Raw genomic sequence first — 19,907 nt, 5'->3', positions numbered from 1 at the left:
GTTACTCCTTAAACCTTTTCAACCTGGACAAGGTTTGTGTGGGATGGGTTGCCCTTCGCCAGCGGCGACGGACGTTGCGTGGTCAGCACGTTAATACTGCCCGCCTGGTCGATGCGGTTGGCATCGGGGCTGTACCAGGCCCCTTCCCCCAGCGCCACCACGCCTGGCATCATGCGCGGCGTCACTTTGGCCTCAATGTGTACCTCGCCGCGACCGTTGAAGATACGCACGCGATCGCCATTGCCGATGCCGCGAGCTTTGGCATCCATCGGGTTGATCCACATCTCCTGACGGCAGGCGGCTTTCAGTACGTCGACGTTGCCGTAGGTGGAGTGCACTCGCGCTTTGTAGTGGAAACCGGTCAGCTGCAGCGGGAATTTCGCCGTCAGCGGATCGTTATAGTTTTCAAAACCAGGCGTGTAGATCGGCAGCGGATCGATAACGTCCCCTTCCGGCAGTTCCCAGGTCGACGCGATTTTTGCCAGCTCTTCGGAGTAGATCTCGATTTTGCCCGATGGCGTGGTCAGCGGATTCGCCTGCGGATCTTCACGGAACGCTTTGTACGCCACGTGGTGCCCTTCCGGATCGCGCTTTTTGTACATACCCTGCTTGCGGAAGGTATCGAAATCCGGCAGGTCAGGGATCGCTTTACGGGAAAGTTCATGTAGATGGCGCATCCACCCTTCCTGAGTACGTCCCTCGGTAAACTGCGGCTCAACGCCAAGACGTTTCGCCAGCTCAGAGGTCATCTCATAGATGGTTTTACACTCGAAGCGCGGTTTAATCGCCTGGTCGGTAAAGATCACGTAGGACATGTTGCCGCAGGAGGCGTCCAGCGCGAAATCCATCTGCTCAGAGGCGGTGCAGTCCGGCAGCAGGATATCGGCATATTTCGCCGAGGAGGTCATGTGGCAGTCAATCACCACAATCATCTCGCACTTCTTGTCATCCTGCAGGATTTCATGGGTGCGGTTGATTTCAGAGTGCTGGTTGATGAGACAGTTACCGGCATAGTTCCAGATCATCTTGATCGGCACGTCCAGCTTGTCCTTGCCGCGCACGCCATCGCGCAGGGCGGTCATTTCCGGGCCGCGTTCGATCGCATCGGTCCACATAAACATGGAGATGCTGGTCTGAACAGGGTTATCCAGCGTCGGCATACGTTCAAACGGCACTTCATAAGAGCCTTCACGCGCGCCGGTGTTTCCGCCGTGAACGCCCACGTTACCCGTCAGAATAGAAAGCATTGAGATGGCACGGGTCGCGATTTCGCCGTTCGCATGACGCTGCGGTCCCCAGCCCTGGCTGATATAGGCCGGTTTGGCTGAGCCAATCTCACGCGCCAGCTGAACGATACGCTCCACCGGAATACCGGTGATGGTGGAGGCCCACTCGGGCGTTTTCGCCACGCCATCGCTGCCCTGACCGAGAATATACGCCTTGTAGTGACCGTTAGCCGGCGCGCTGGCGGGCAGGGTTTTCTCGTCATAGCCGACGCAGTATTTATCCAGGAAAGGCTGATCGACGAGGTTTTCGGTGATCATCACCCACGCCAGCGCGGAAACCAGCGCCGCATCGGTACCCGGACGGATTGGGACCCACTCGTCTTCACGTCCGGCACCGGTGTCGGTATAGCGCGGATCGATGATGATCATGCGAGCATTGGATTTTGCGCGGGCCTGTTCCAGGTAGTAGGTTACCCCGCCGCCGCTCATGCGGGTTTCGCCCGGGTTATTGCCAAACAGCACGACCAGCTTACTGTTTTCGATATCAGACGGGCTGTTGCCGTCCGCCCAGCCGCCGTAGGTATAGTTGAGACCCGCTGCAATCTGCGCGGAAGAGTAGTCGCCGTAGTGGTTGAGATAACCGCCGCAGCAGTTCATCAGGCGCGCCACCAGCGTTTTACCCGGCGGCCAGGAGCGGGTCAGCGTGCCGCCGAGCGTCCCGGTGCCGTAGTTCAGGTAGATGGATTCGTTGCCGTACTCTTTGATAAGGCGCTGCATATTGGTGGCGATGATGTCGTAGGCTTCATCCCAGCTAATACGCTCGAACTTCCCTTCCCCACGCTTACCGACGCGCTTCATCGGATACTTCAGGCGGTCCGGATTATACACGCGACGACGCATGGAGCGACCGCGCAGACAGGCGCGAACCTGATGTAACCCTTCGTAGTTATCGTCCCCGGTATTGTCGGTTTCGACATATTTAATTTCACCATCCACTACATGCATACGCAGCGGACAACGGCTACCGCAGTTTACGGTACAGGCACTCCACACCACTTTTTCCGGAGCTGAGGCTGGGGACAGTGCATCTGCCGCCGACGCCAGTCGGGTGAAAGGGAGCGTGAAGGCACTACTGGCTACGGCCAGGCCGCCAATTGCCGTGGTTTTCATCAACCCACGGCGAGTGACCTCGGCAGCCATTAACGCTTCAGGCGCGTTGATTTTCATAAAGACTCACTTTGGTTGCTCACAAAGAAATGAGAGGCGGCATAGACCGCTATATAGTTTTATTTATAACGAATTTCTTCGTTATCAGCTTTTTATGCTGACTTTCATTCGGAGGAGTATTACTACTTTAGAGGGAGAGGTTATTGCTTCGTATCAAATCAAAGGCATAAAAAAAGCGCCCTGAGGCGCTTTTTTGTTTTAAGACAAATTATCAGCCGATGTACTGCTGGCCTTTCATGTATGGACGCAGCACTTCAGGGATCTCGATGCGGCCATCTGCCTGCTGGTAGTTTTCCAGTACGGCAACCAGCGTACGGCCAACGGCCAGACCAGAGCCGTTCAGGGTATGCACCAGACGGGTTTTCTTGTCAGACTTGCTGCGGCAGCGTGCCTGCATGCGGCGCGCCTGGAAATCCCAGACGTTAGAGCAGGAGGAGATCTCACGGTAGGTATTCTGCGCAGGTACCCAGACTTCCAGGTCGAAGGTTTTGCAGGCACCAAAGCCCATGTCACCAGTGCATAGCGCCATACGACGGTACGGCAGACCCAGCAGCTCCAGCACTTTCTCAGCGTGGCCGGTCATCTCTTCCAGCGCGTCCATGGACTCTTCCGGACGAACGATCTGCACCATCTCAACTTTGTCGAACTGGTGCATACGGATCAGACCGCGCGTGTCACGACCGTAAGAGCCCGCTTCAGAACGGAAGCACGGAGAATGTGCTGTCAGCTTAATTGGCAGGTCATCTTCGTCGATGATCTCATCACGTACGAGGTTGGTCAGCGGTACTTCCGCGGTTGGGATCAGCGCGTAGTTGCTGCTGTCTGCCTCTTCGTCCAGCGGGCGGGTATGGAACAGATCGCCGGCAAATTTCGGCAGCTGGCCCGTGCCGTACAGCGTATCGTGGTTAACCAGATACGGAACGTAGGTTTCGCTGTAGCCATGCTGTTCGGTGTGCAGATCCAGCATGAACTGCGCCAGCGCGCGGTGCAGATGGGCAATCTGGCCTTTCATCACCACGAAGCGAGAACCGGTCAGCTTAACCGCTGCCGCAAAGTCCAGGCCCGCGTGCATTTCGCCCAGCGTCACGTGATCGCGCACCTCGAAGTCGAACTCGCGAGGCGTGCCCCAGCGTTTCACTTCAACGTTGTCGTTCTCGTCTTTGCCGACAGGCACGCTGTCGTCAGGAATGTTCGGGATCGCCAGGGCGATATCACGAATTTCGGCCTGAAGAACGTCCAGCTCCGCTTTCGCCTGATCCAGCTCTTCACCCAGTTTGTTCACTTCCAGGCGTAATGGCTCAATATCTTCCCCGCGCGCTTTCGCCTGGCCAATGGATTTCGATCGAGAGTTACGCTCTGCCTGCAGATTTTCAGTTTGTACCTGCAGAACTTTACGACGCTCTTCAAGAGCGCGCAGCTTATCTACATCCAGCTTAAAGCCCCGGCGTGCCAGTTTTTCAGCGACTGCGTCTGGCTCATTACGCAGCAGATTGGGATCGAGCATGCTTATCCTGTGCTTATCGAATTAAAATAGGAAAATGTGACCACAGCCTGCGGCCACAGGGATACTACGCCAACATTACCGCAACGATAGCGCTAACGGTAGCGTTTTATAGGGCTATTTTGATCCTGTCCGGCAAGCCAGGCGAGCTTTTCGCCAATCTTGCCCTCAAGACCTCTGTTTGTGGGGTGATAATAGCGGGTTTGTGCCATTTCCTGCGGGAAATATTCCTCGCCAGCGGCGTAGGCGTTGGGTTCATCATGGGCGTAGCGATACTCCTGCCCGTAACCCATCTCTTTCATCAATTTGGTTGGCGCATTGCGCAGGTGGACCGGCACATCGTAGTCAGGACGTTCGCGCGCATCCGACATCGCGGCTTTAAATGCGGTATAGACGGCGTTGCTTTTCGGTGCACAGGCCAGATAGACAATCGCCTGGGCAATGGCACGCTCGCCTTCCGCCGGGCCTACGCGGGTAAAGCAGTCCCAGGCCGAGATCGCAACCTGCATGGCGCGCGGGTCGGCATTGCCAACATCTTCTGACGCAATTGCCAGGCAGCGGCGCGCAACATATAGCGGATCGCCACCCGCGGTGATGATACGCGCGTACCAGTACAGCGCTGCATCCGGAGCGCTGCCGCGCACGGACTTATGCAGCGCCGAAATCAGGTCGTAGAAACGGTCGCCTTTATTATCGAAACGCGCGCTGCGCTCCCCGGCAATTTCGGTCAGCAGCTCCTGCTTCAGCACCCGCTTCCCGGCATCATCCACTTCGGCCATATCGGCCATCATTTCCAGCGTGTTTAGCGCCCGACGCGCATCGCCGTTGACCAGCTCCGCAATCGCACGTCGCGTGTCGTCAGGCAGCACGATATCCTGCCCGCCGTAGCCCCGCGCCTTATCCTCCATCGCCTGCGTGAGGACCTTTTCGATATCCTCGGTGGTCAGGGATTTAAGCAAATAAACGCGCGCGCGGGACAGCAGCGCCGAGTTCAGTTCAAACGATGGATTTTCGGTGGTCGCCCCGATGAAGAAGATTGTGCCGTCTTCAATATGCGGCAGGAAGGCATCCTGCTGGCTCTTGTTGAAGCGGTGGACTTCGTCGACAAAGAGAATAGTGCGGCGTCCGGCATTGCGGTTCTGCCGCGCTCGCTCGATCGCCTCGCGGATCTCCTTCACCCCCGACGTCACCGCAGAGATACGCTCAACGTCCGCGTTAGCATACCGGGCGATCACTTCTGCAAGCGTGGTTTTGCCGGTGCCCGGAGGTCCCCAGAGGATCATCGAGTGTAAATGCCCGGCCTCAATGGCGCGCGGCAAGGGTTTCCCCGCAGCCAGCAGATGCTGCTGACCGATGTACTGCGCTAAATTTTCTGGCCGCATACGGGCGGCCAGAGGTTGAAACGCGTTATCTGAAAAATCGAGCGACAGATTGCCCACTCATGCCTCTTACTTATTGCGTTGGTCGTCCACCGTTACGCCCTGCGGCGGGGTAAAGGTGAATTTCGATGCGTCAACGGCGCCGTTCTGCTGAGATTTAAGCTGGTAGCTGCTGCGCTGATCGTCCTGCTCAACCGCGCCGAACTGGTTAATGGTACCGTTGGTGCTTACGTTGATGGTGAACTGCTTCAGGTTGCCGTTGCTGCCTTTCGGCGTCAGGACAAATTCGTCACCCTTCTGTTTAATATTGTACTGCTGCCAGTCGCTGGCCTGGTTGCGGGCAATCAGCATAAACGGCGTGTTGCTGGTCGCGTCCTTCAGCCAGGTCGCCGTAGCCTGCTCAACGAACGGGTTGAAGAACCACAGGGTTTTACCATCTGACACCAGAATACTTTCATCAGGCTGGGTCATATGCCAGTTAAACAGATTAGGGCGTTTCACCCACAAATCCCCCTGTCCTTCCTGCACCGCGTTGCCGCTACCGTCTGTCACTTTTTGCGTGAAGCTGGCGTGGAAGCTGCTGACTTTGTCCAGTCGGCTTTTAAGGTCGCTGGCTGCATCAGCCCAGACGCTGCTGGCAACAAAACTGGTGAGTAATGCACAGGCGATGGCGATTTTTTTCATTGTTATTCCTTAAAATACGTCTTCCCGAAATGGGGGTTCCGTCATCTATTCTGGACCTGCCCGCAGGCAGGCGACAGAAGAAAATGCTTAATTTTTGCTGTTTTACCCTTCTTTGCAAATGTTGAGGGTTAATCAAACGGCGGCGGAGCCAGCACCTCACGGTTACCGTTGTGCCCCTGCTCGCTCACGATGCCCTGCGCTTCCATCTGCTCGATGATACGTGCCGCGCGGTTATAGCCGATGCGGAACTGACGCTGCACGCCAGAGATGGAGGCTTTACGTTTTTCAGTGACGAAGTTAACCGCCTGATCGAATAACGGATCCAGCTCTTCACCGCCGTCAAAACCACCGCCGCCGCCTTCGCTTTCGCTGTCGGAGGTAATACCGTCAACGTACTGCGGACGTCCGCGCGCTTTCCAGTCCTGCACCACCGCGTGTACTTCCTGGTCGCGAACGAACGCACCGTGTACGCGCACCGGTGAGGTGGAGTTCGGGCCGGAGTACAGCATGTCCCCCATTCCCAGCAGAGACTCAGCGCCGCCCTGGTCGAGAATGGTACGGGAGTCAATTTTGCTCGAAACGGTAAACGCGATACGAGTCGGTATGTTCGCCTTAATCAGGCCGGTGATAACATCCACGGACGGACGCTGGGTCGCCAGCACCAGGTGAATACCTGCCGCACGCGCTTTCTGTGCCAGACGCGCGATCAGCTCTTCCACTTTCTTACCGACGGTCATCATCAGGTCGGCGAATTCATCCACCAGCACGACGATATAAGGCAGTTTCTCCAGCACCGGATGCTGTGCATCCATACTGTCACCCGGTTTCCAGTAAGGATCCGGGATTGGACGGCCCATGCGCGCCGCCTCGGCGATTTTCTCGTTATAGCCGGCCAGGTTACGCACGCCCAGCGCAGACATCAGCTTGTAGCGGCGCTCCATCTCGTTGACGCTCCAGCGCAGGGCGTTGGCGGCGTCTTTCATGTCGGTGACCACTTCCGTCAGCAGATGCGGAATGCCTTCGTAGACCGACAGTTCGAGCATTTTCGGGTCGATCATGATGAAACGCACATCTTCCGGCTGCGCTTTGTAGAGCATGCTGAGGATCATGGCGTTCACGCCGACGGACTTACCGGAACCGGTGGTACCCGCTACCAGCAGGTGAGGCATTTTCGCGAGGTCAGCCACCACCGGGTCGCCGGCGATATCTTTACCCAACACTACGGTCAGCGGGGATGGGTTATCGCGGAACTTGGTGTTATCCAGCACTTCGCGCAGGTAAACGGTCTGACGTTTCTTGTTCGGCAGCTCAAGGCCAACGTACGGTTTACCCGGAATCACTTCCACCACACGTACCGCAACGGTCGACAGAGAACGTGCCAGATCGCGGGACAGGTTAGAAATGCGCGCGGCTTTGACGCCCGGCGCCAGGTTAAGTTCGAAACGGGTAATAACCGGGCCCGGTGAGTAATTCACCACGTCCGCCTTGATGCGAAAGTCTGCCAGACGGGCTTCCACCAGACGGGCCATCTGCTCCAAAGCAAACGTATCAACCGGCTCGACTTCAGCCGGCGGCGGCGTCAGCAGATCCAGCGACGGTAGCGGCGTGCTCGGACGCTGCAGCGGACGGCTGTCACCGTTACGCATCAGCAGCGGGTGAATCAGGCTCTCCTGAGGCTGTGGCGCTGGCTGCTGGAACTGCGGCGGCTGTTGTTGCGGCTGCTGCGGTTGCGCATACGGCTGCTGAACAGGTTGCTGCGGCTGCGCGTATGTCTGTGCCTGCGGCGCCGGCTGCTGGCGCACAGGCTCTGCTTCAGGCATAACGCTCGGGGTGAACAGAGGCTCGCTCGGGCCATCATCCACCAGATCTTTCATTGGTGAGAACTCGAAATCCGATAATGAGAACGGGTTCGCGCCAGCAGGCTGTTCACCGGAGTAACGTTGCTGCTGGGTTGCCGCAAACTGACGCGCTAATTCGGCTTCAGCCGCGTCATCTTCGTCTTCCAGCATCGGTTCATCGTGCTGATAGGCTTCACCGTAGCGCTGATTCTGCTGCGCGGCGAACTGGCGGGCCAGTTCGTCCTGCTGCATTTCATCGGCATCATCTTCATAGTCCGTCTCACGCGCTTTTTCTTCGGCCATCCGCTGGGAAGGCAGCTTGATACCATAGGAGGCAAGCTCACGTCGGGTTGGAACGCGGACGCGGTTAGGGCGAGGCAGTTGGGGACCAATTCCCTCTTTCACCTGCGGACGCGGCGCACCGCCCGTTGCCAGGCTAAATACCGGTGCTGCCGCCGCTGAGGCCGCAGTAGCCTGCTTCACGCTTTCCGCTACGGGGGCAACAGCAGGCGTCGGGTCGACCGGCGGAACCGAAACTGAAGGTGCCTTTGTAACCGGCTCCTGCACCGGTTCAGGCACAGGCTGATACCATGCCGCCAGCTGTTCGCGTTCACGAGCCCGGCGTTCTTCAACTTCTTCAAAATAGTACATTGGCGGACGAGACGGTTTCACCTCTTCCACCACCTCAGGTTCAGGCTGAGGCTCCACATAAGGCTGCGCGGGTTCAACCGGTTCAGGCGCATGCGCCTGATAAGGCTGGGCCGCAGGCTGCTCATAGTTCTGCGGTTCATACTCAGGTTGCGGCGGCTGATAAGGCTGCTGCCACTGCTCCTGATGCACAGGGACATAGCTCTCTGGTTCAGGCGCGATAACGGGCTCCGGCGTGTGGACACCCGGTGCGGTCTGCCAGGCAACCTGAGGCTGCTGGATAGCGGATTCCGGTGGTGGAACCGGCGCGGATGGCATCACGGCTTCGACAGGGGCGGCATACGCCTGTGCTGCGGTCGTTGCTGCTGCGGCTGCGGCAACCGGCGCGGTAACGGTATGCCCGTTAAGCAGCGGATCGTATTCATCGAAATCACCCGGCATCGCACGGTTGCCGGAGAAAAGCACATCATCAGGATCTACTGAGCTACCCGCTGCGCGGTACTCAACCTGCTCATCTTCATCCATACGCTTACCGGAGAAGAGCGCCGCATCGGTTTTGCGTCCAAGCGGGTTAGCAAATTTTTCAGCAACGCGCTGGCGACGCGCCAGGGCACCGCGCAGAATACGAGCACGACGAGATTCACGACGCTGCACCGGAGCATCGTCTTCCTCTTCGTACTCATCTTCATATTCTTCTTCATCGACCCACGTGTCGTCGCGGCGGGTACGGTTGCTCGCGAAGGTCAGGATCGTAAGAATAAAGCTGCCGATCTTCTCGGCAATGCTCACCCATGACCAGCCGGTAAACAGCGTCAGCCCTGCCGCCCAGATGCAGAGCAGCGCCAGCGTGCCGCCGCTGCTGTGAAGCATCGGCTGTAGCGCAGAGCTCAGCAGGCTGCCAATTACCCCGCCGGAGGCGAAGTACCAGATATCATCGGCGTTAATCGCCGCCAGCCCGCAGGAGGTGAGGATCAGCGCCAGCGCGCCAATCAGGCGCAGGGAAACCGCGAAATAATCGATGTAATCATCGTTCTGACGATGACGCCATGCAAACCAGCATCCGCCAATAATAATGACGGGAATGGTGTAGGCCATTACACCGAAAATGAAAAAGAGCGTGTCCGCAAGCCAGGCTCCGGGTACGCCGCCTAAATTATGGATAGGCTCATGCCACGCGGTTTGCGACCAGCTGGGATCGGAAGGGTTGAAACTGAGTAAGGCTGCCATCAGCCAGACGGCAAAAAGGGCAATAACGATCAGCAAAGCCTCGAGGAGACGACGTCCGCTGCTTAGCTTCGATAGTGTGACTTCTTTGTCTTCAGTGTATTCCTGGCTCAAGAAAGGCTCTCCAGGTATCAGGCATATCCTGCCTGTTTGCTAAAACGGACAACAGCGCCGGGGCTCCCCGGCACTGTTGCTGTATGGATTAACAGGAGTGTAATCAAACTACGCTGATTTTGCACCTGTTCCGTGTTAGCGCGTCTTAATAACCAGACGATTGCTCTGTTTGACCTCTTCCATCACCACATAGGTACGGGTGTCGTTCACGCCTGGCAGACGCAGCAGGGTTTCCCCCAGCAGCTTACGGTAGGCGGACATATCAGGCACACGGGTTTTCAACAGGTAGTCGAAATCACCGGACACCAGATGACACTCTTGAATTTCTTCAAGTTTTTGTACAGCGGCGTTGAATTGCTCAAACACATCCGGCGCACCACGATTCAGAGTAATCTCAACAAATACCAGAAGTGAGGCATCCAGATAATGCGGGTTCAGCAGAGCCGTATAGCCCTGAATAAAACCCTGTCTTTCCAGTCGGCGCACACGCTCAAGGCACGGCGTCGGGGAAAGTCCCACACGTTTTGAAAGCTCGACGTTGGAAATACGCCCATCCTTTTGCAATTCATTAAGAATGTTACGATCGATACGGTCGAGATCTTTGCCAGGGCGCTTCTTGCTATCTACCATTATTATTGTCTCTCTGTATTCCTTCCCTACTCCTGCCTGGACCCTGTGCACATCACTGTTCAGAGCCTGTACCCGTTAGTCATCACATCGCCTGGTTATGTATTAGACGCGATGCGGATTCGGGTTCTGTTGGTAAGAAGACCGCTGCCCGAAGGCTGTCACCGACATCACGTATGGCGTCTGTCCACGCCATGCGTAGATTTCACTGACACGGTAAAAATGGCATTTACGTGCATGCCTATGCGGCATACGGTTAACGCGGTTTTTTTTCTTCCTTGAATGTTTTCGCAAATGCGCAGGGGATTGTCAAAGCAAAACATCGTTTTTTAGTACAAGATGCCGGATATTCATTACGGGGGGGTATTAATCCTCATTTTACTGCCTTATAAACGAGCGGTTTTCAGTAGATAACGTGATGTAACGGGGCAAGATTCATCGGGCGCAGCTATTGCATGTATCGAAAGCAAAATCCCAGCGCTCTTTTTTTACGGCAACAAATTCCCTACAATCCAGCCCATTGCCTGCCAACAACAATGGGGATCTCATGGGCACGACCAAACACAGTAAGTTGCTAATCCTTGGTTCTGGACCTGCGGGATATACCGCGGCGGTCTATGCTGCACGCGCAAACCTGCAGCCAGTACTGATCACTGGCATGGAAAAAGGCGGTCAGTTGACCACCACCACGGAAGTGGAAAACTGGCCGGGCGACCCGAACGACCTGACCGGGCCGCTGCTGATGGAACGCATGCACGAGCATGCTGCTAAGTTCGAAACCGAAATCCTGTTCGACCACATCAACAAGGTTGACCTGCAGAACCGTCCGTTCCGCCTGACGGGCGACAGCGGCGAATACACCTGCGACGCGCTGATCGTCGCTACCGGGGCCTCTGCCCGCTATCTCGGCCTGCCGTCTGAAGAAGCGTTTAAAGGCCGCGGCGTCTCTGCCTGCGCCACCTGCGACGGTTTCTTCTATCGTAACCAGAAAGTCGCGGTTATCGGCGGCGGCAACACCGCGGTGGAAGAAGCGCTTTACCTGGCGAACATTGCCTCTGAAGTGCATCTGATCCACCGTCGTGACACCTTCCGCGCCGAGAAGATCCTGATTAAGCGCCTGATGGATAAAGTGGCGAGCGGCAACATCGTGCTGCACACCAACCGTACCCTGGAAGAAGTCACGGGCGATCAGATGGGCGTTGCGGGTCTGCGCATTCGTGATACCCAGAACACCGATAACGTCGAAACGCTGGAGGTGGCGGGTCTGTTTGTGGCTATCGGCCACAGCCCGAACACCGCGATCTTCGAAGGCCAGCTGGAGCTGGAAAACGGGTACATCAAAGTGCAGTCCGGCAGCCACGGTAACGCGACCCAGACAAGCATCCCGGGCGTGTTCGCTGCCGGTGACGTAATGGACCATATTTACCGTCAGGCGATCACCTCTGCGGGCACCGGCTGTATGGCCGCGCTGGACGCTGAACGCTATCTCGATGGACTGGCTGAACAAGGTAAATAATCTTTACAAGTCAGTAACAAACGTAAATAAAGGCGGCCACAGGTCGCCTTTATTTTTGCTCGCGTGTAACATGCAGATGTCTAATTTCTTATAACGTCACCTGCAAAATACGCAATGGAAAAAACCCGTCAACAAGAGTTAACACGCTGGCTGAAACAGCAAAGCGTTATTTCCCGCCGCTGGCTTACGATCTCCCGTCTTTTGGGGTTCGTTAGCGGTCTGTTGATTGTTGCCCAGGCATGGCTGCTGGCCCGCATTCTTAATCACATGATCATGGAGAACATTCCCCGCGAAGCGCTCCTGCTGTCCTTTATTGTTCTGATCCTGGTTTTTGTCCTGCGCGCCTGGGTGGTGTGGCTGCGTGAGCGCGTCGGCTTCCACGCCGGACAGCATATCCGCTACGAGATCCGCCGTCAGGTGCTGGATCGCCTTCAGGAAGCCGGGCCCGCGTGGATCCAGGGTAAACCGGCCGGAAGCTGGGCGACGCTGATCCTTGAGCAGATTGACGATATGCACGATTACTACGCGCGCTATCTTCCGCAGATGGCGCTGGCGGTTTTTGTTCCGCTGCTGATTGTTATCGCCATTTTCCCCGTCAACTGGGTGGCGGCAGTGATCCTGCTGGGCACCGCCCCGCTGATCCCGCTGTTTATGGCGATGGTCGGCATGGGGGCCGCTGATGCCAACCGCCGCAACTTCCTGGCATTGGGCAGGCTGAGCGGACATTTCCTCGACCGTCTGCGCGGGATGGAAACCCTGCGTATTTTTGGTCGCGGTGAAGCGGAAACCGAGAATATTCGCCTGGCATCACAGGACTTCCGCCAGCGCACGATGGAAGTGTTACGCCTGGCGTTTCTCTCGTCCGGCGTGCTGGAATTCTTTACCTCGCTGTCGATTGCCCTCGTGGCGGTTTATTTCGGTTTCTCCTATCTCGGCGCGCTGGATTTCGGCCACTACGGCACGGCAGTCACCCTCTCTGCCGGTTTCCTGGCGCTCATCCTGGCCCCGGAGTTTTTCCAGCCGCTTCGCGACCTGGGGACCTTCTATCATGCCAAAGCGCAGGCCGTTGGCGCGGCCGACAGCCTGAAAACCTTCCTGGAGACGCCGCTGGCGCACCCGGAGCGCGGTGACGTGACGCTGAATGCTAAAGACCCCGTGACCATTGAAGCGCAGGACTTTTCCATTCTGTCACCTGAAGGCAAAGTGCTCGCGGGTCCGCTGAACTTTACCCTGCCAGCCGGAAAACGTGTGGTGCTGGTCGGCACCAGCGGTTCCGGGAAAAGCTCTCTGCTGAATGCGTTATCCGGTTTTATGGCCTACACCGGTTCGCTGCGGATAAACAAAGCTGAACTGCGTAATCTCAATCCCGACGCCTGGCGTAAGCAGCTCAGCTGGGTCGGACAAAACCCGCAGCTTCCTGCCTCCACGCTGCGCGAAAACGTGCTCCTGGCGCGCCCGGATGCCCGTGAAGATGAACTACAGTCCGTTCTCGACCGCGCCTGGGTCAGCGAGTTTCTGCCGCTGCTCCCGCAAGGAGTTGATACCGTGGTCGGCGACCAGTCCGCCGGGCTGTCAGTAGGACAGGCGCAGCGTGTGGCCGTTGCCCGCGCGCTGCTTAACCCGTGCCAACTGATGCTGCTGGATGAGCCCGCCGCCAGCCTGGATGCCCACAGCGAACAGCGCGTCATGGCGGCCCTGAACGCCGCATCCCGGCAGCAAACCACTCTGATGGTCACCCATCAGCTGGAAGGCATTGCCGACTGGGACCAGATCTGGGTCATGGAGAACGGCCGAATTGTTGAGCAAGGCGATTACGCCGCTCTCGTTGCCGCGCAGGGGCCGTTCGCCGCCCTGCTGGCGAACCGTCAGGAGGACATCTGATGCGTGCTCTGCTGCCTTATCTTGCGCTCTATAAACGCCACAAATGGATGCTGACGCTGGGGATCGTGCTGGCGATTGTGACGCTGCTCGCCAGCATCGGCCTGCTCACGCTTTCAGGCTGGTTCCTGTCGGCCTCCGCCGTCGCAGGGTTCGCCGGATTATACAGCTTCAACTATATGCTGCCGGCGGCAGGCGTGCGGGGTACCGCCATTACCCGTACTGCCGGACGCTATTTCGAGCGGCTGGTCAGCCACGACGCGACGTTCCGCGTTCTGCAGCACCTGCGCATTTACACCTTCAGCAAACTGCTGCCCCTCTCCCCTGCCGGGCTGGCGCGTTTTCGTCAGGGTGAGTTACTTAACCGTGTCGTTGCGGATGTCGACACGCTGGACCACCTTTACCTGCGGGTGATCTCCCCGATAGTGGGCGCGTTTGTGGTGATTGTAGTGGTCACGCTGGGGCTGTCCGTTCTGGATGTTCCCGTTGCGCTGACGCTGGGTGGAATTATGCTGCTGACGCTCCTTATTTTGCCGCCGCTATTTTATCGCGCCGGGAAATCCACCGGGGAAAACCTGACGCGTCTGCGCGGGGATTATCGCCAGCAGCTGACCTCCTGGCTTCAGGGGCAGGCAGAGCTGACCATTTTTGGTGCCAGCAAGCGCTACCGCGCCCGACTGGAAAATACGGAGCTGAACTGGCATGACGCCCAGCGCCGTCAGTCTGAACTGACGGCCTTCTCGCAGGCACTGATGGTGTTAATCGGCGGCGTGGCGGTGATCGCCATGCTGTGGCTGGCTTCCGGCGGGATTGGCGGTAATACCCAGCCAGGCCCTCTAATTGCGCTCTTCGTTTTCTGCGCGCTGGCCGCTTTTGAGGCGCTGGCCCCGGTGACGGGCGCCTTCCAGCATCTTGGGCAGGTGATCGCCTCAGCCCTGCGCATCACCCAGATTGCCGAGCAGGAGCCTGAAGTCAGGTTCAGTACAGCGCAAACCGCCGTGCCTGAGCAGGTGGCGCTGACGCTTGATAACGTGGCCTTCGCCTATGACAAGCAGGCCCAAAACGCGCTGGACGGTATCAACCTTTCTGTTAATGCAGGGCAGCGGATGGCGATCCTCGGTCGTACCGGCTGCGGTAAGTCGACGCTGCTGCAGTTGCTGACGCGCGCCTGGGATCCGCAGCGCGGTCAGATTCGTTTTAATACTACGTTGCTGACCGATTTCAGCGAGCAGGCCCTGCGCAAGACCGTGAGCGTCGTTCCACAGCGCGTGCATCTGTTTAGCGCCACCCTGCGCGATAACCTGCTGTTGGCCGCGCCAGAGGCTTCGGACGATGATCTTCGCGCCGTACTGGAGCAGGTCGGACTGCAAAAGCTGCTTGAGGACGAAGGTCTCAACAGTTGGCTGGGCGAAGGCGGTCGTCAGCTTTCCGGCGGAGAGCTACGCCGTCTGGCCATTGCGCGCGCGCTGCTGCATGATGCGCCGCTGATGCTGCTCGACGAACCGACAGAAGGGCTTGATGCGACAACCGAGAGTCAAATCCTTGATTTGCTGGCGAACGTGATGGCAGGAAAAACCGTCCTGATGGTGACGCACCGCCTGCGCGGGCTGGCAAGTTTTGATCGGATAATTGTGATGGACAACGGGCACATTATTGAGCAAGGTAGTCACGCAGAGCTGTTGGCGAAACAGGGTCGCTACTATCAGTTCAAACAGCGTCTGTAGACTATATTTGTAGCGTCCTCACTCGCGTACTGGAGTTTTGCTGTCATGCGCCTGGTCCAGCTTTCTCGTCATAACATCGCGTTCCCTTCGCCGGAGGGAGCGCTGCGTGAGCCCAACGGGCTGCTGGCCCTTGGCGGTGACCTTAGCCCTGCGCGGCTATTAATGGCGTACCAGCGCGGCATTTTCCCGTGGTTTTCTCCGGGCGACCCGATTTTATGGTGGTCTCCCGACCCGCGCGCCGTGCTGTGGCCAGAGCAGTTCCATCTGAGCCGCAGCATGAAGCGATTCCATGCAAAATCCCCGTACCGCGTAACGCTGAATCACGCCTTTGGACAGGTGATCGAAGGCTGTGCCGAAGATCGCCATGAAGGGACGTGGATCACCCGCGATATCGTCAACGCCTATCATCAACTCCATGAGCTTGGCTACGCCCACTCCATTGAGGTTTGGGAAAACGGAGAACTGGTTGGCGGCATGTACGGCGTGGCGCAAGGGACGCTATTTTGCGGCGAGTCGATGTTCTCCCGTGCGGTCAACGCCTCGAAAACCGCGCTGCTGGTCTTCTGCCAGGCCTTTGCCCAACGCGGCGGGCGTCTGATCGATTGTCAGGTGCTCAATGAGCACACCGCCTCCCTCGGTGCCGTTGACATCCCGCGACGACAGTATATCGAGCATCTGGACGCCTGCCGTCAGGAGAAGCTCCCGCGCGACTTCTGGATCCCCAGAACGCTCTTTATGCCCAATGCCTAAATGTTTTCCGCATATTTTTTGTGAGGGTGTTATAATTATGCCGCAGAGTAGCTTCTGCCTGTTGCCCCGCCGCCGTTTGGGACCTTCGCTTCAGATAACGTCCTGACGTTTATCCTGTTGTATCCCCTTTACGAATGCGCTTTCCGTTCGGTTGTACCGTGACGCTTGGGCAATGCGCCGAAACTGTTTTGCTGCGTTTTAAACGCGCAATTCTTTACTTAATTGATGAATTTCGGCATTATCTTGCCGGTTCAAAACTTGGTAGTGATACCCCAGAGGATTAGATGGCCAAAGAAGACAATATTGAAATGCAGGGTACCGTACTTGATACGTTGCCTAATACCATGTTTCGCGTAGAGCTGGAAAACGGTCACGTGGTAACTGCGCACATCTCCGGTAAAATGCGCAAAAACTACATCCGCATTTTGACGGGCGACAAAGTGACTGTTGAACTGACCCCGTACGACCTGAGCAAAGGCCGCATTGTCTTCCGTAGTCGCTAATTGTTTTCGCCTGTAATGGCAGATGAATATTAAATAAGGCCGGGATATTCCCGGCCTTATTTTTTTGTGGCGCAGTCGATAATTTGAACAATTATTTGACGGTCCGTTTGAGCATCGTGGCTGTCTGTTCGACAGTGTAGGAAGTAAGGGGTGTGAGGCCTTATTTTCTATTTTGCTGAGCTGCGTGTGCGGCAGTGCACTTCATCCTGTGGTGATGGTTGTCCATTTCCCTTTTCTAAGCTGCCTGTACGGCAGTGCACAGTGCGTCAATGAAGCTTCTCACGCCAACACATTTCTAAGCTGCCTGTACGGCAGTGCACTGGAATAATATCCACACATCATCATGGTTTTCATACAAAAAAAGCTAAAAACTTTTCTCTCTCCCTCTTTTTCATCCACTCAATGTTTTCATTCAAAATCAAGCAATTACAAGAATGATAAAAATTAGGTCAAAACACCTTTCTTTTCATAAATCACCCAGTACAAAAAACACCCATTCCACACATCCTGACAAATGACTATACTTAACCACGACAAATGACATTAATAGGGAGATAACATGAGAACCTGGATCCCCGCGCAGAAACCTGCTGATAACGCACTTTGGCGCTACGCCGGTTTACCTGCAAACAGAGGTATGCGGCTGATTGAATTTCTCAATCAGGGATTGCCCGTCAGCGTCCTCGACAATATCCATGAGTGGACGGCCATGTCGAAAGCGGACATTTTGCGCGTCACCGGGATTAATGAGCGTAACGTGGCTCGCCGTAAAAGCGCGGGACGGACGCTGACACCGGATGAGAGCGAACGCGTGGCCCGTTTCGTTCGGGTGCTGGATGCTGCCGTCGATTATTTCGGCAGTAAAGAAGAGGCATGGAACTGGCTGCAGGCGCCGGTACGCGGGCTTGGCAATGTTGCGCCTGTCGACCTGATCGCTACGGAAACCGGTGCGCTGGAAGTCACCGACCTGATTGGTCGACTCGAACACGGAGTGTTTGCATGATTTTTTATCGGCTGGTAACGGGGCGCTATGCCAGCGAAGCGTGGAGTGGAAGCGGCGCAAATCAGTACGGCGGTCGCTGGAACCATAAAGGACATCCCGCCGTATATGTGTCCACGTCCATCTCGCTGGCATCACTTGAGATTTTGGTGCACGTCAGAAAAGATACCGTATTGAATCAGTACCAGCTTTTCAGCATTGATATCCCGGACGACCAGATTGATTACCTGGATAAAGCATGGCTCCCCGAGGACTGGCAGGAAAATCCGGCACCGGTATCGACGATGGATCTGGGAACCGGGTGGTTGCAGGCTAACAGCGCCCTCGCCCTCATCCTGCCTTCCTGCATCATTCCTTATGAAAACAATGCCATCCTTAACCCCTTACATCCGGCATTCCATTCGGCGCTCAGTTCTGTTCAGCAACTGCCCTTTATTTTTGATACCCGCCTTGCAGAAAAAACCGCACCCTGAACGCTGATGCGGCCGTGTTTTCTCAGAACCAGGGAACTGTCGCTGTCGCGCTCAGCCCGTAGGTTGAAAAGCATCCATCCACGGGAGCGGGAAGCAACTCACCATGACGAATAAAAAGTTTGAAAGACTGAGCTGTAGAGAGGCTACGTAAATTAAGCCAGGGCAAATCAGTCCGCGCTTCTTCCATTTTTAACAGGCGCTGCTGCGCCTCTGCCTCAGTGATCCATCCTTTTTTTACCGAACGGCGCATAAGCCGCTGCGCGCTGCTTTTCACCTGCACACGGGACACGCATCGCCATTGCTTTACCTCTGGCACGGGTTGTATCGCCGTGCACAGACAGTAATCGCTTAGTCCCCTTCGCCATGCCAGCGAGTCGAGCTCGCTTAACGCCGGGTGAGTACCGTGCAGGCGTAACACCGCGCCGGGCTTTATGCCGTGCGCAGGGAAACTAACACCAATATCCCCCTTCCCCCGCTGGCCCAGCGCACGATGCAATTTAGCCACCAGCGCGGCCATCAGCATCTCCTCGCTGAACTCCGGGTCGGGCAGGACGCGGATCTCAAGATAGTGATCCATAACCACTCCTTACTCGCCCTTCTCACCGAAGACGCCGCCACGGATCAGTACGGCCATCACATAATGCTGCTGCTCAACCTCGGGTTTCTGCCCTTTCGTCACCCAGTTATCGAGAAGCGTGTAGAAGTCCATTTTCTCTTTCGGCTGACGACAAGCCACACCGCGGCTGGTGACAGAGCCATACGGTTCAACGGCTATCGCGCCCAGCTCATCCACTTTTGGATGCCAGGTATCGATAGTCCGAATCGCATTACCAATTTTCTGCGAGTGCATACCGGCAACATCATCCACTTGATACAACAGACGACTCTTGCTGCTGTTGCTGTCCAGGACCAGCTCCTGGGACGGGAAAATTTCCTGTCCGGCACCAAGAAGCACCTGCGCTTCGACGTTCAGGAGAACAAATCCTTCGCCGCTAAGCCCTTTTTCGATTTCCCGCGCAAGCGTATCGAGCTGCTCATCGCTCGCGGAAAAATCACGCAGCGCATAACGATACGCATCAAACGTCCATGTTTTACTGCCCGTCACGTTCACGACAATTTTTTCAGCGCCGACGCGGTTACGCCATAAGAAGCGGCCGTTCGCCAGATTGGTTGCGTAGCGGCGCGCCAGTTCGGCAAAACCGTGTTCGCTGATATAACCTTCGATAACCTGCTGAAGTTCATCCTGATACGCGCGATCATTACATACGGAAGGTGTAGACAAATTGCCCAGCACGCGCAGGGTAAATTTCACCTGCAGGGTGTCTGAGTCTGCGGGCAGAGCGGCCACGTCCACCCGCTGGAGGTTGGCTTTCTGGATCTCAGCATCCAGTTTCGCCGGATCGTTAGTGAGCGCGTTTTTAAGGCGGTTGGAAATGGTTCCGCGCACCGCTTTTTCCTGGATGCGGATCGGTTGCCAGTTTTCTCCCTCCCAGCTTCCTGAATACATCACCGCATCCGAGGTCGCCAGTTTACGTTCAAATGCCAGTACAGATGCCGTTTTAACGGCGGTTGGAGCCTTTGCCATAGATAAGTCC

At 56.5% G+C, this 19,907-nt stretch carries 15 protein-coding genes; 7 read left to right on the top strand and 8 right to left on the bottom strand.

Going from position 1 to position 19,907, the window contains the following annotated elements; all coding sequences use genetic code 11:
• Nucleotides 1–8 precede the first annotated feature (8 nt).
• The 6 genes from dmsA to lrp all read right to left on the bottom strand — a co-directional run bounded on the left by dmsA (nucleotide 9) and on the right by lrp (nucleotide 10,471).
• The gene (dmsA, locus tag AC4ICF_RS08005) at nucleotides 9–2,453 is read right to left on the bottom strand and encodes a dimethylsulfoxide reductase subunit A (protein WP_316380043.1); all 2,445 of its coding nucleotides are present in this window, start codon (nucleotides 2,451–2,453) and stop codon (nucleotides 9–11) included.
• Nucleotides 2,454–2,664: 211 nt separating this feature from the next.
• Complete coding sequence (serS, locus tag AC4ICF_RS08000) at nucleotides 2,665–3,957, bottom strand: serine--tRNA ligase (RefSeq protein ID WP_008499983.1); 1,293 nt, start codon at nucleotides 3,955–3,957, stop codon at nucleotides 2,665–2,667.
• 92 nt (nucleotides 3,958–4,049) lie between these two features.
• Nucleotides 4,050–5,393 carry a replication-associated recombination protein RarA gene (rarA, locus tag AC4ICF_RS07995; protein ID WP_163328579.1) on the bottom strand — a complete coding sequence of 448 codons (1,344 nt, stop codon included), beginning with the start codon at nucleotides 5,391–5,393 and terminating at the stop codon, nucleotides 4,050–4,052.
• Between the two features lie 9 nt (nucleotides 5,394–5,402).
• Nucleotides 5,403–6,017, bottom strand: coding sequence for an outer membrane lipoprotein periplasmic chaperone LolA (gene lolA, locus AC4ICF_RS07990; protein ID WP_116340976.1), 615 nt, complete (start codon nucleotides 6,015–6,017; stop codon nucleotides 5,403–5,405).
• A 128-nt stretch (nucleotides 6,018–6,145) separates the two neighbouring features.
• Nucleotides 6,146–9,841, bottom strand: coding sequence for a DNA translocase FtsK 4TM domain-containing protein (locus AC4ICF_RS07985; protein ID WP_316380041.1), 3,696 nt, complete (start codon nucleotides 9,839–9,841; stop codon nucleotides 6,146–6,148).
• A 135-nt stretch (nucleotides 9,842–9,976) separates the two neighbouring features.
• On the bottom strand, nucleotides 9,977–10,471 hold the full coding sequence (gene lrp, locus AC4ICF_RS07980) for a leucine-responsive transcriptional regulator Lrp (protein ID WP_000228469.1): 495 nt from the start codon (nucleotides 10,469–10,471) through the stop codon (nucleotides 9,977–9,979).
• Nucleotides 10,472–11,015: 544 nt separating this feature from the next.
• Here lrp and trxB point away from each other — a divergent pair.
• From trxB to AC4ICF_RS07945, 7 genes are all read left to right on the top strand, one after another.
• Nucleotides 11,016–11,984, top strand: a complete 969-nt coding sequence (trxB, locus tag AC4ICF_RS07975) for a thioredoxin-disulfide reductase (protein WP_116340982.1) — start codon at nucleotides 11,016–11,018, stop codon at nucleotides 11,982–11,984.
• Nucleotides 11,985–12,098: 114 nt separating this feature from the next.
• Nucleotides 12,099–13,865 carry a heme ABC transporter permease/ATP-binding protein CydD gene (gene cydD / locus AC4ICF_RS07970; RefSeq protein WP_316380040.1) on the top strand — a complete coding sequence of 589 codons (1,767 nt, stop codon included), beginning with the start codon at nucleotides 12,099–12,101 and terminating at the stop codon, nucleotides 13,863–13,865.
• Complete coding sequence (gene cydC / locus AC4ICF_RS07965; protein ID WP_316380039.1) at nucleotides 13,865–15,586, top strand: heme ABC transporter ATP-binding protein/permease CydC; 1,722 nt, start codon at nucleotides 13,865–13,867, stop codon at nucleotides 15,584–15,586. The genes cydD and cydC overlap by 1 nt, the downstream gene beginning before the upstream one ends.
• Before the next feature lie 45 nt (nucleotides 15,587–15,631).
• Nucleotides 15,632–16,336, top strand: a complete 705-nt coding sequence (aat, locus tag AC4ICF_RS07960; RefSeq protein ID WP_061098712.1) for a leucyl/phenylalanyl-tRNA--protein transferase — start codon at nucleotides 15,632–15,634, stop codon at nucleotides 16,334–16,336.
• A 284-nt stretch (nucleotides 16,337–16,620) separates the two neighbouring features.
• The gene (gene infA / locus AC4ICF_RS07955; protein WP_002211347.1) at nucleotides 16,621–16,839 is read left to right on the top strand and encodes a translation initiation factor IF-1; all 219 of its coding nucleotides are present in this window, start codon (nucleotides 16,621–16,623) and stop codon (nucleotides 16,837–16,839) included.
• A gap of 559 nt (nucleotides 16,840–17,398) precedes the next feature.
• On the top strand, nucleotides 17,399–17,842 hold the full coding sequence (locus AC4ICF_RS07950) for an Xre family toxin-antitoxin system antitoxin (protein WP_023337017.1): 444 nt from the start codon (nucleotides 17,399–17,401) through the stop codon (nucleotides 17,840–17,842).
• Nucleotides 17,839–18,312, top strand: a complete 474-nt coding sequence (locus AC4ICF_RS07945) for an RES family NAD+ phosphorylase (protein ID WP_233002279.1) — start codon at nucleotides 17,839–17,841, stop codon at nucleotides 18,310–18,312. The genes AC4ICF_RS07950 and AC4ICF_RS07945 overlap by 4 nt, the downstream gene beginning before the upstream one ends.
• A gap of 22 nt (nucleotides 18,313–18,334) precedes the next feature.
• On the opposite strand, the gene cas6f is transcribed toward AC4ICF_RS07945, so the two are convergent.
• The gene (gene cas6f / locus AC4ICF_RS07940) at nucleotides 18,335–18,889 is read right to left on the bottom strand and encodes a type I-F CRISPR-associated endoribonuclease Cas6/Csy4 (protein ID WP_316380038.1); all 555 of its coding nucleotides are present in this window, start codon (nucleotides 18,887–18,889) and stop codon (nucleotides 18,335–18,337) included.
• A 9-nt stretch (nucleotides 18,890–18,898) separates the two neighbouring features.
• The gene (gene csy3 / locus AC4ICF_RS07935; RefSeq protein ID WP_233002277.1) at nucleotides 18,899–19,897 is read right to left on the bottom strand and encodes a type I-F CRISPR-associated protein Csy3; all 999 of its coding nucleotides are present in this window, start codon (nucleotides 19,895–19,897) and stop codon (nucleotides 18,899–18,901) included.
• Nucleotides 19,898–19,907 lie beyond the last annotated feature (10 nt).

It is taken from the genome of Enterobacter sp. ECC_219_Taxon_10 (genome assembly GCF_058354905.1).
This window is presented reverse-complemented; position numbering and strand designations above follow the sequence as displayed.

Coding starts and splice junctions, on each gene's coding strand:
- dmsA (WP_316380043.1), bottom strand. CDS start 2,453: ATGAAAATCAACGCGCCTGAAGCGTTAATGGCTGCCGAGGTCACTCGC.
- serS (WP_008499983.1), bottom strand. CDS start 3,957: ATGCTCGATCCCAATCTGCTGCGTAATGAGCCAGACGCAGTCGCTGAA.
- lolA (WP_116340976.1), bottom strand. CDS start 6,017: ATGAAAAAAATCGCCATCGCCTGTGCATTACTCACCAGTTTTGTTGCC.
- lrp (WP_000228469.1), bottom strand. CDS start 10,471: ATGGTAGATAGCAAGAAGCGCCCTGGCAAAGATCTCGACCGTATCGAT.
- trxB (WP_116340982.1), top strand. CDS start 11,016: ATGGGCACGACCAAACACAGTAAGTTGCTAATCCTTGGTTCTGGACCT.
- cydD (WP_316380040.1), top strand. CDS start 12,099: ATGGAAAAAACCCGTCAACAAGAGTTAACACGCTGGCTGAAACAGCAA.
- cydC (WP_316380039.1), top strand. CDS start 13,865: ATGCGTGCTCTGCTGCCTTATCTTGCGCTCTATAAACGCCACAAATGG.
- aat (WP_061098712.1), top strand. CDS start 15,632: ATGCGCCTGGTCCAGCTTTCTCGTCATAACATCGCGTTCCCTTCGCCG.
- infA (WP_002211347.1), top strand. CDS start 16,621: ATGGCCAAAGAAGACAATATTGAAATGCAGGGTACCGTACTTGATACG.
- AC4ICF_RS07950 (WP_023337017.1), top strand. CDS start 17,399: ATGAGAACCTGGATCCCCGCGCAGAAACCTGCTGATAACGCACTTTGG.
- AC4ICF_RS07945 (WP_233002279.1), top strand. CDS start 17,839: ATGATTTTTTATCGGCTGGTAACGGGGCGCTATGCCAGCGAAGCGTGG.
- cas6f (WP_316380038.1), bottom strand. CDS start 18,889: ATGGATCACTATCTTGAGATCCGCGTCCTGCCCGACCCGGAGTTCAGC.
- csy3 (WP_233002277.1), bottom strand. CDS start 19,897: ATGGCAAAGGCTCCAACCGCCGTTAAAACGGCATCTGTACTGGCATTT.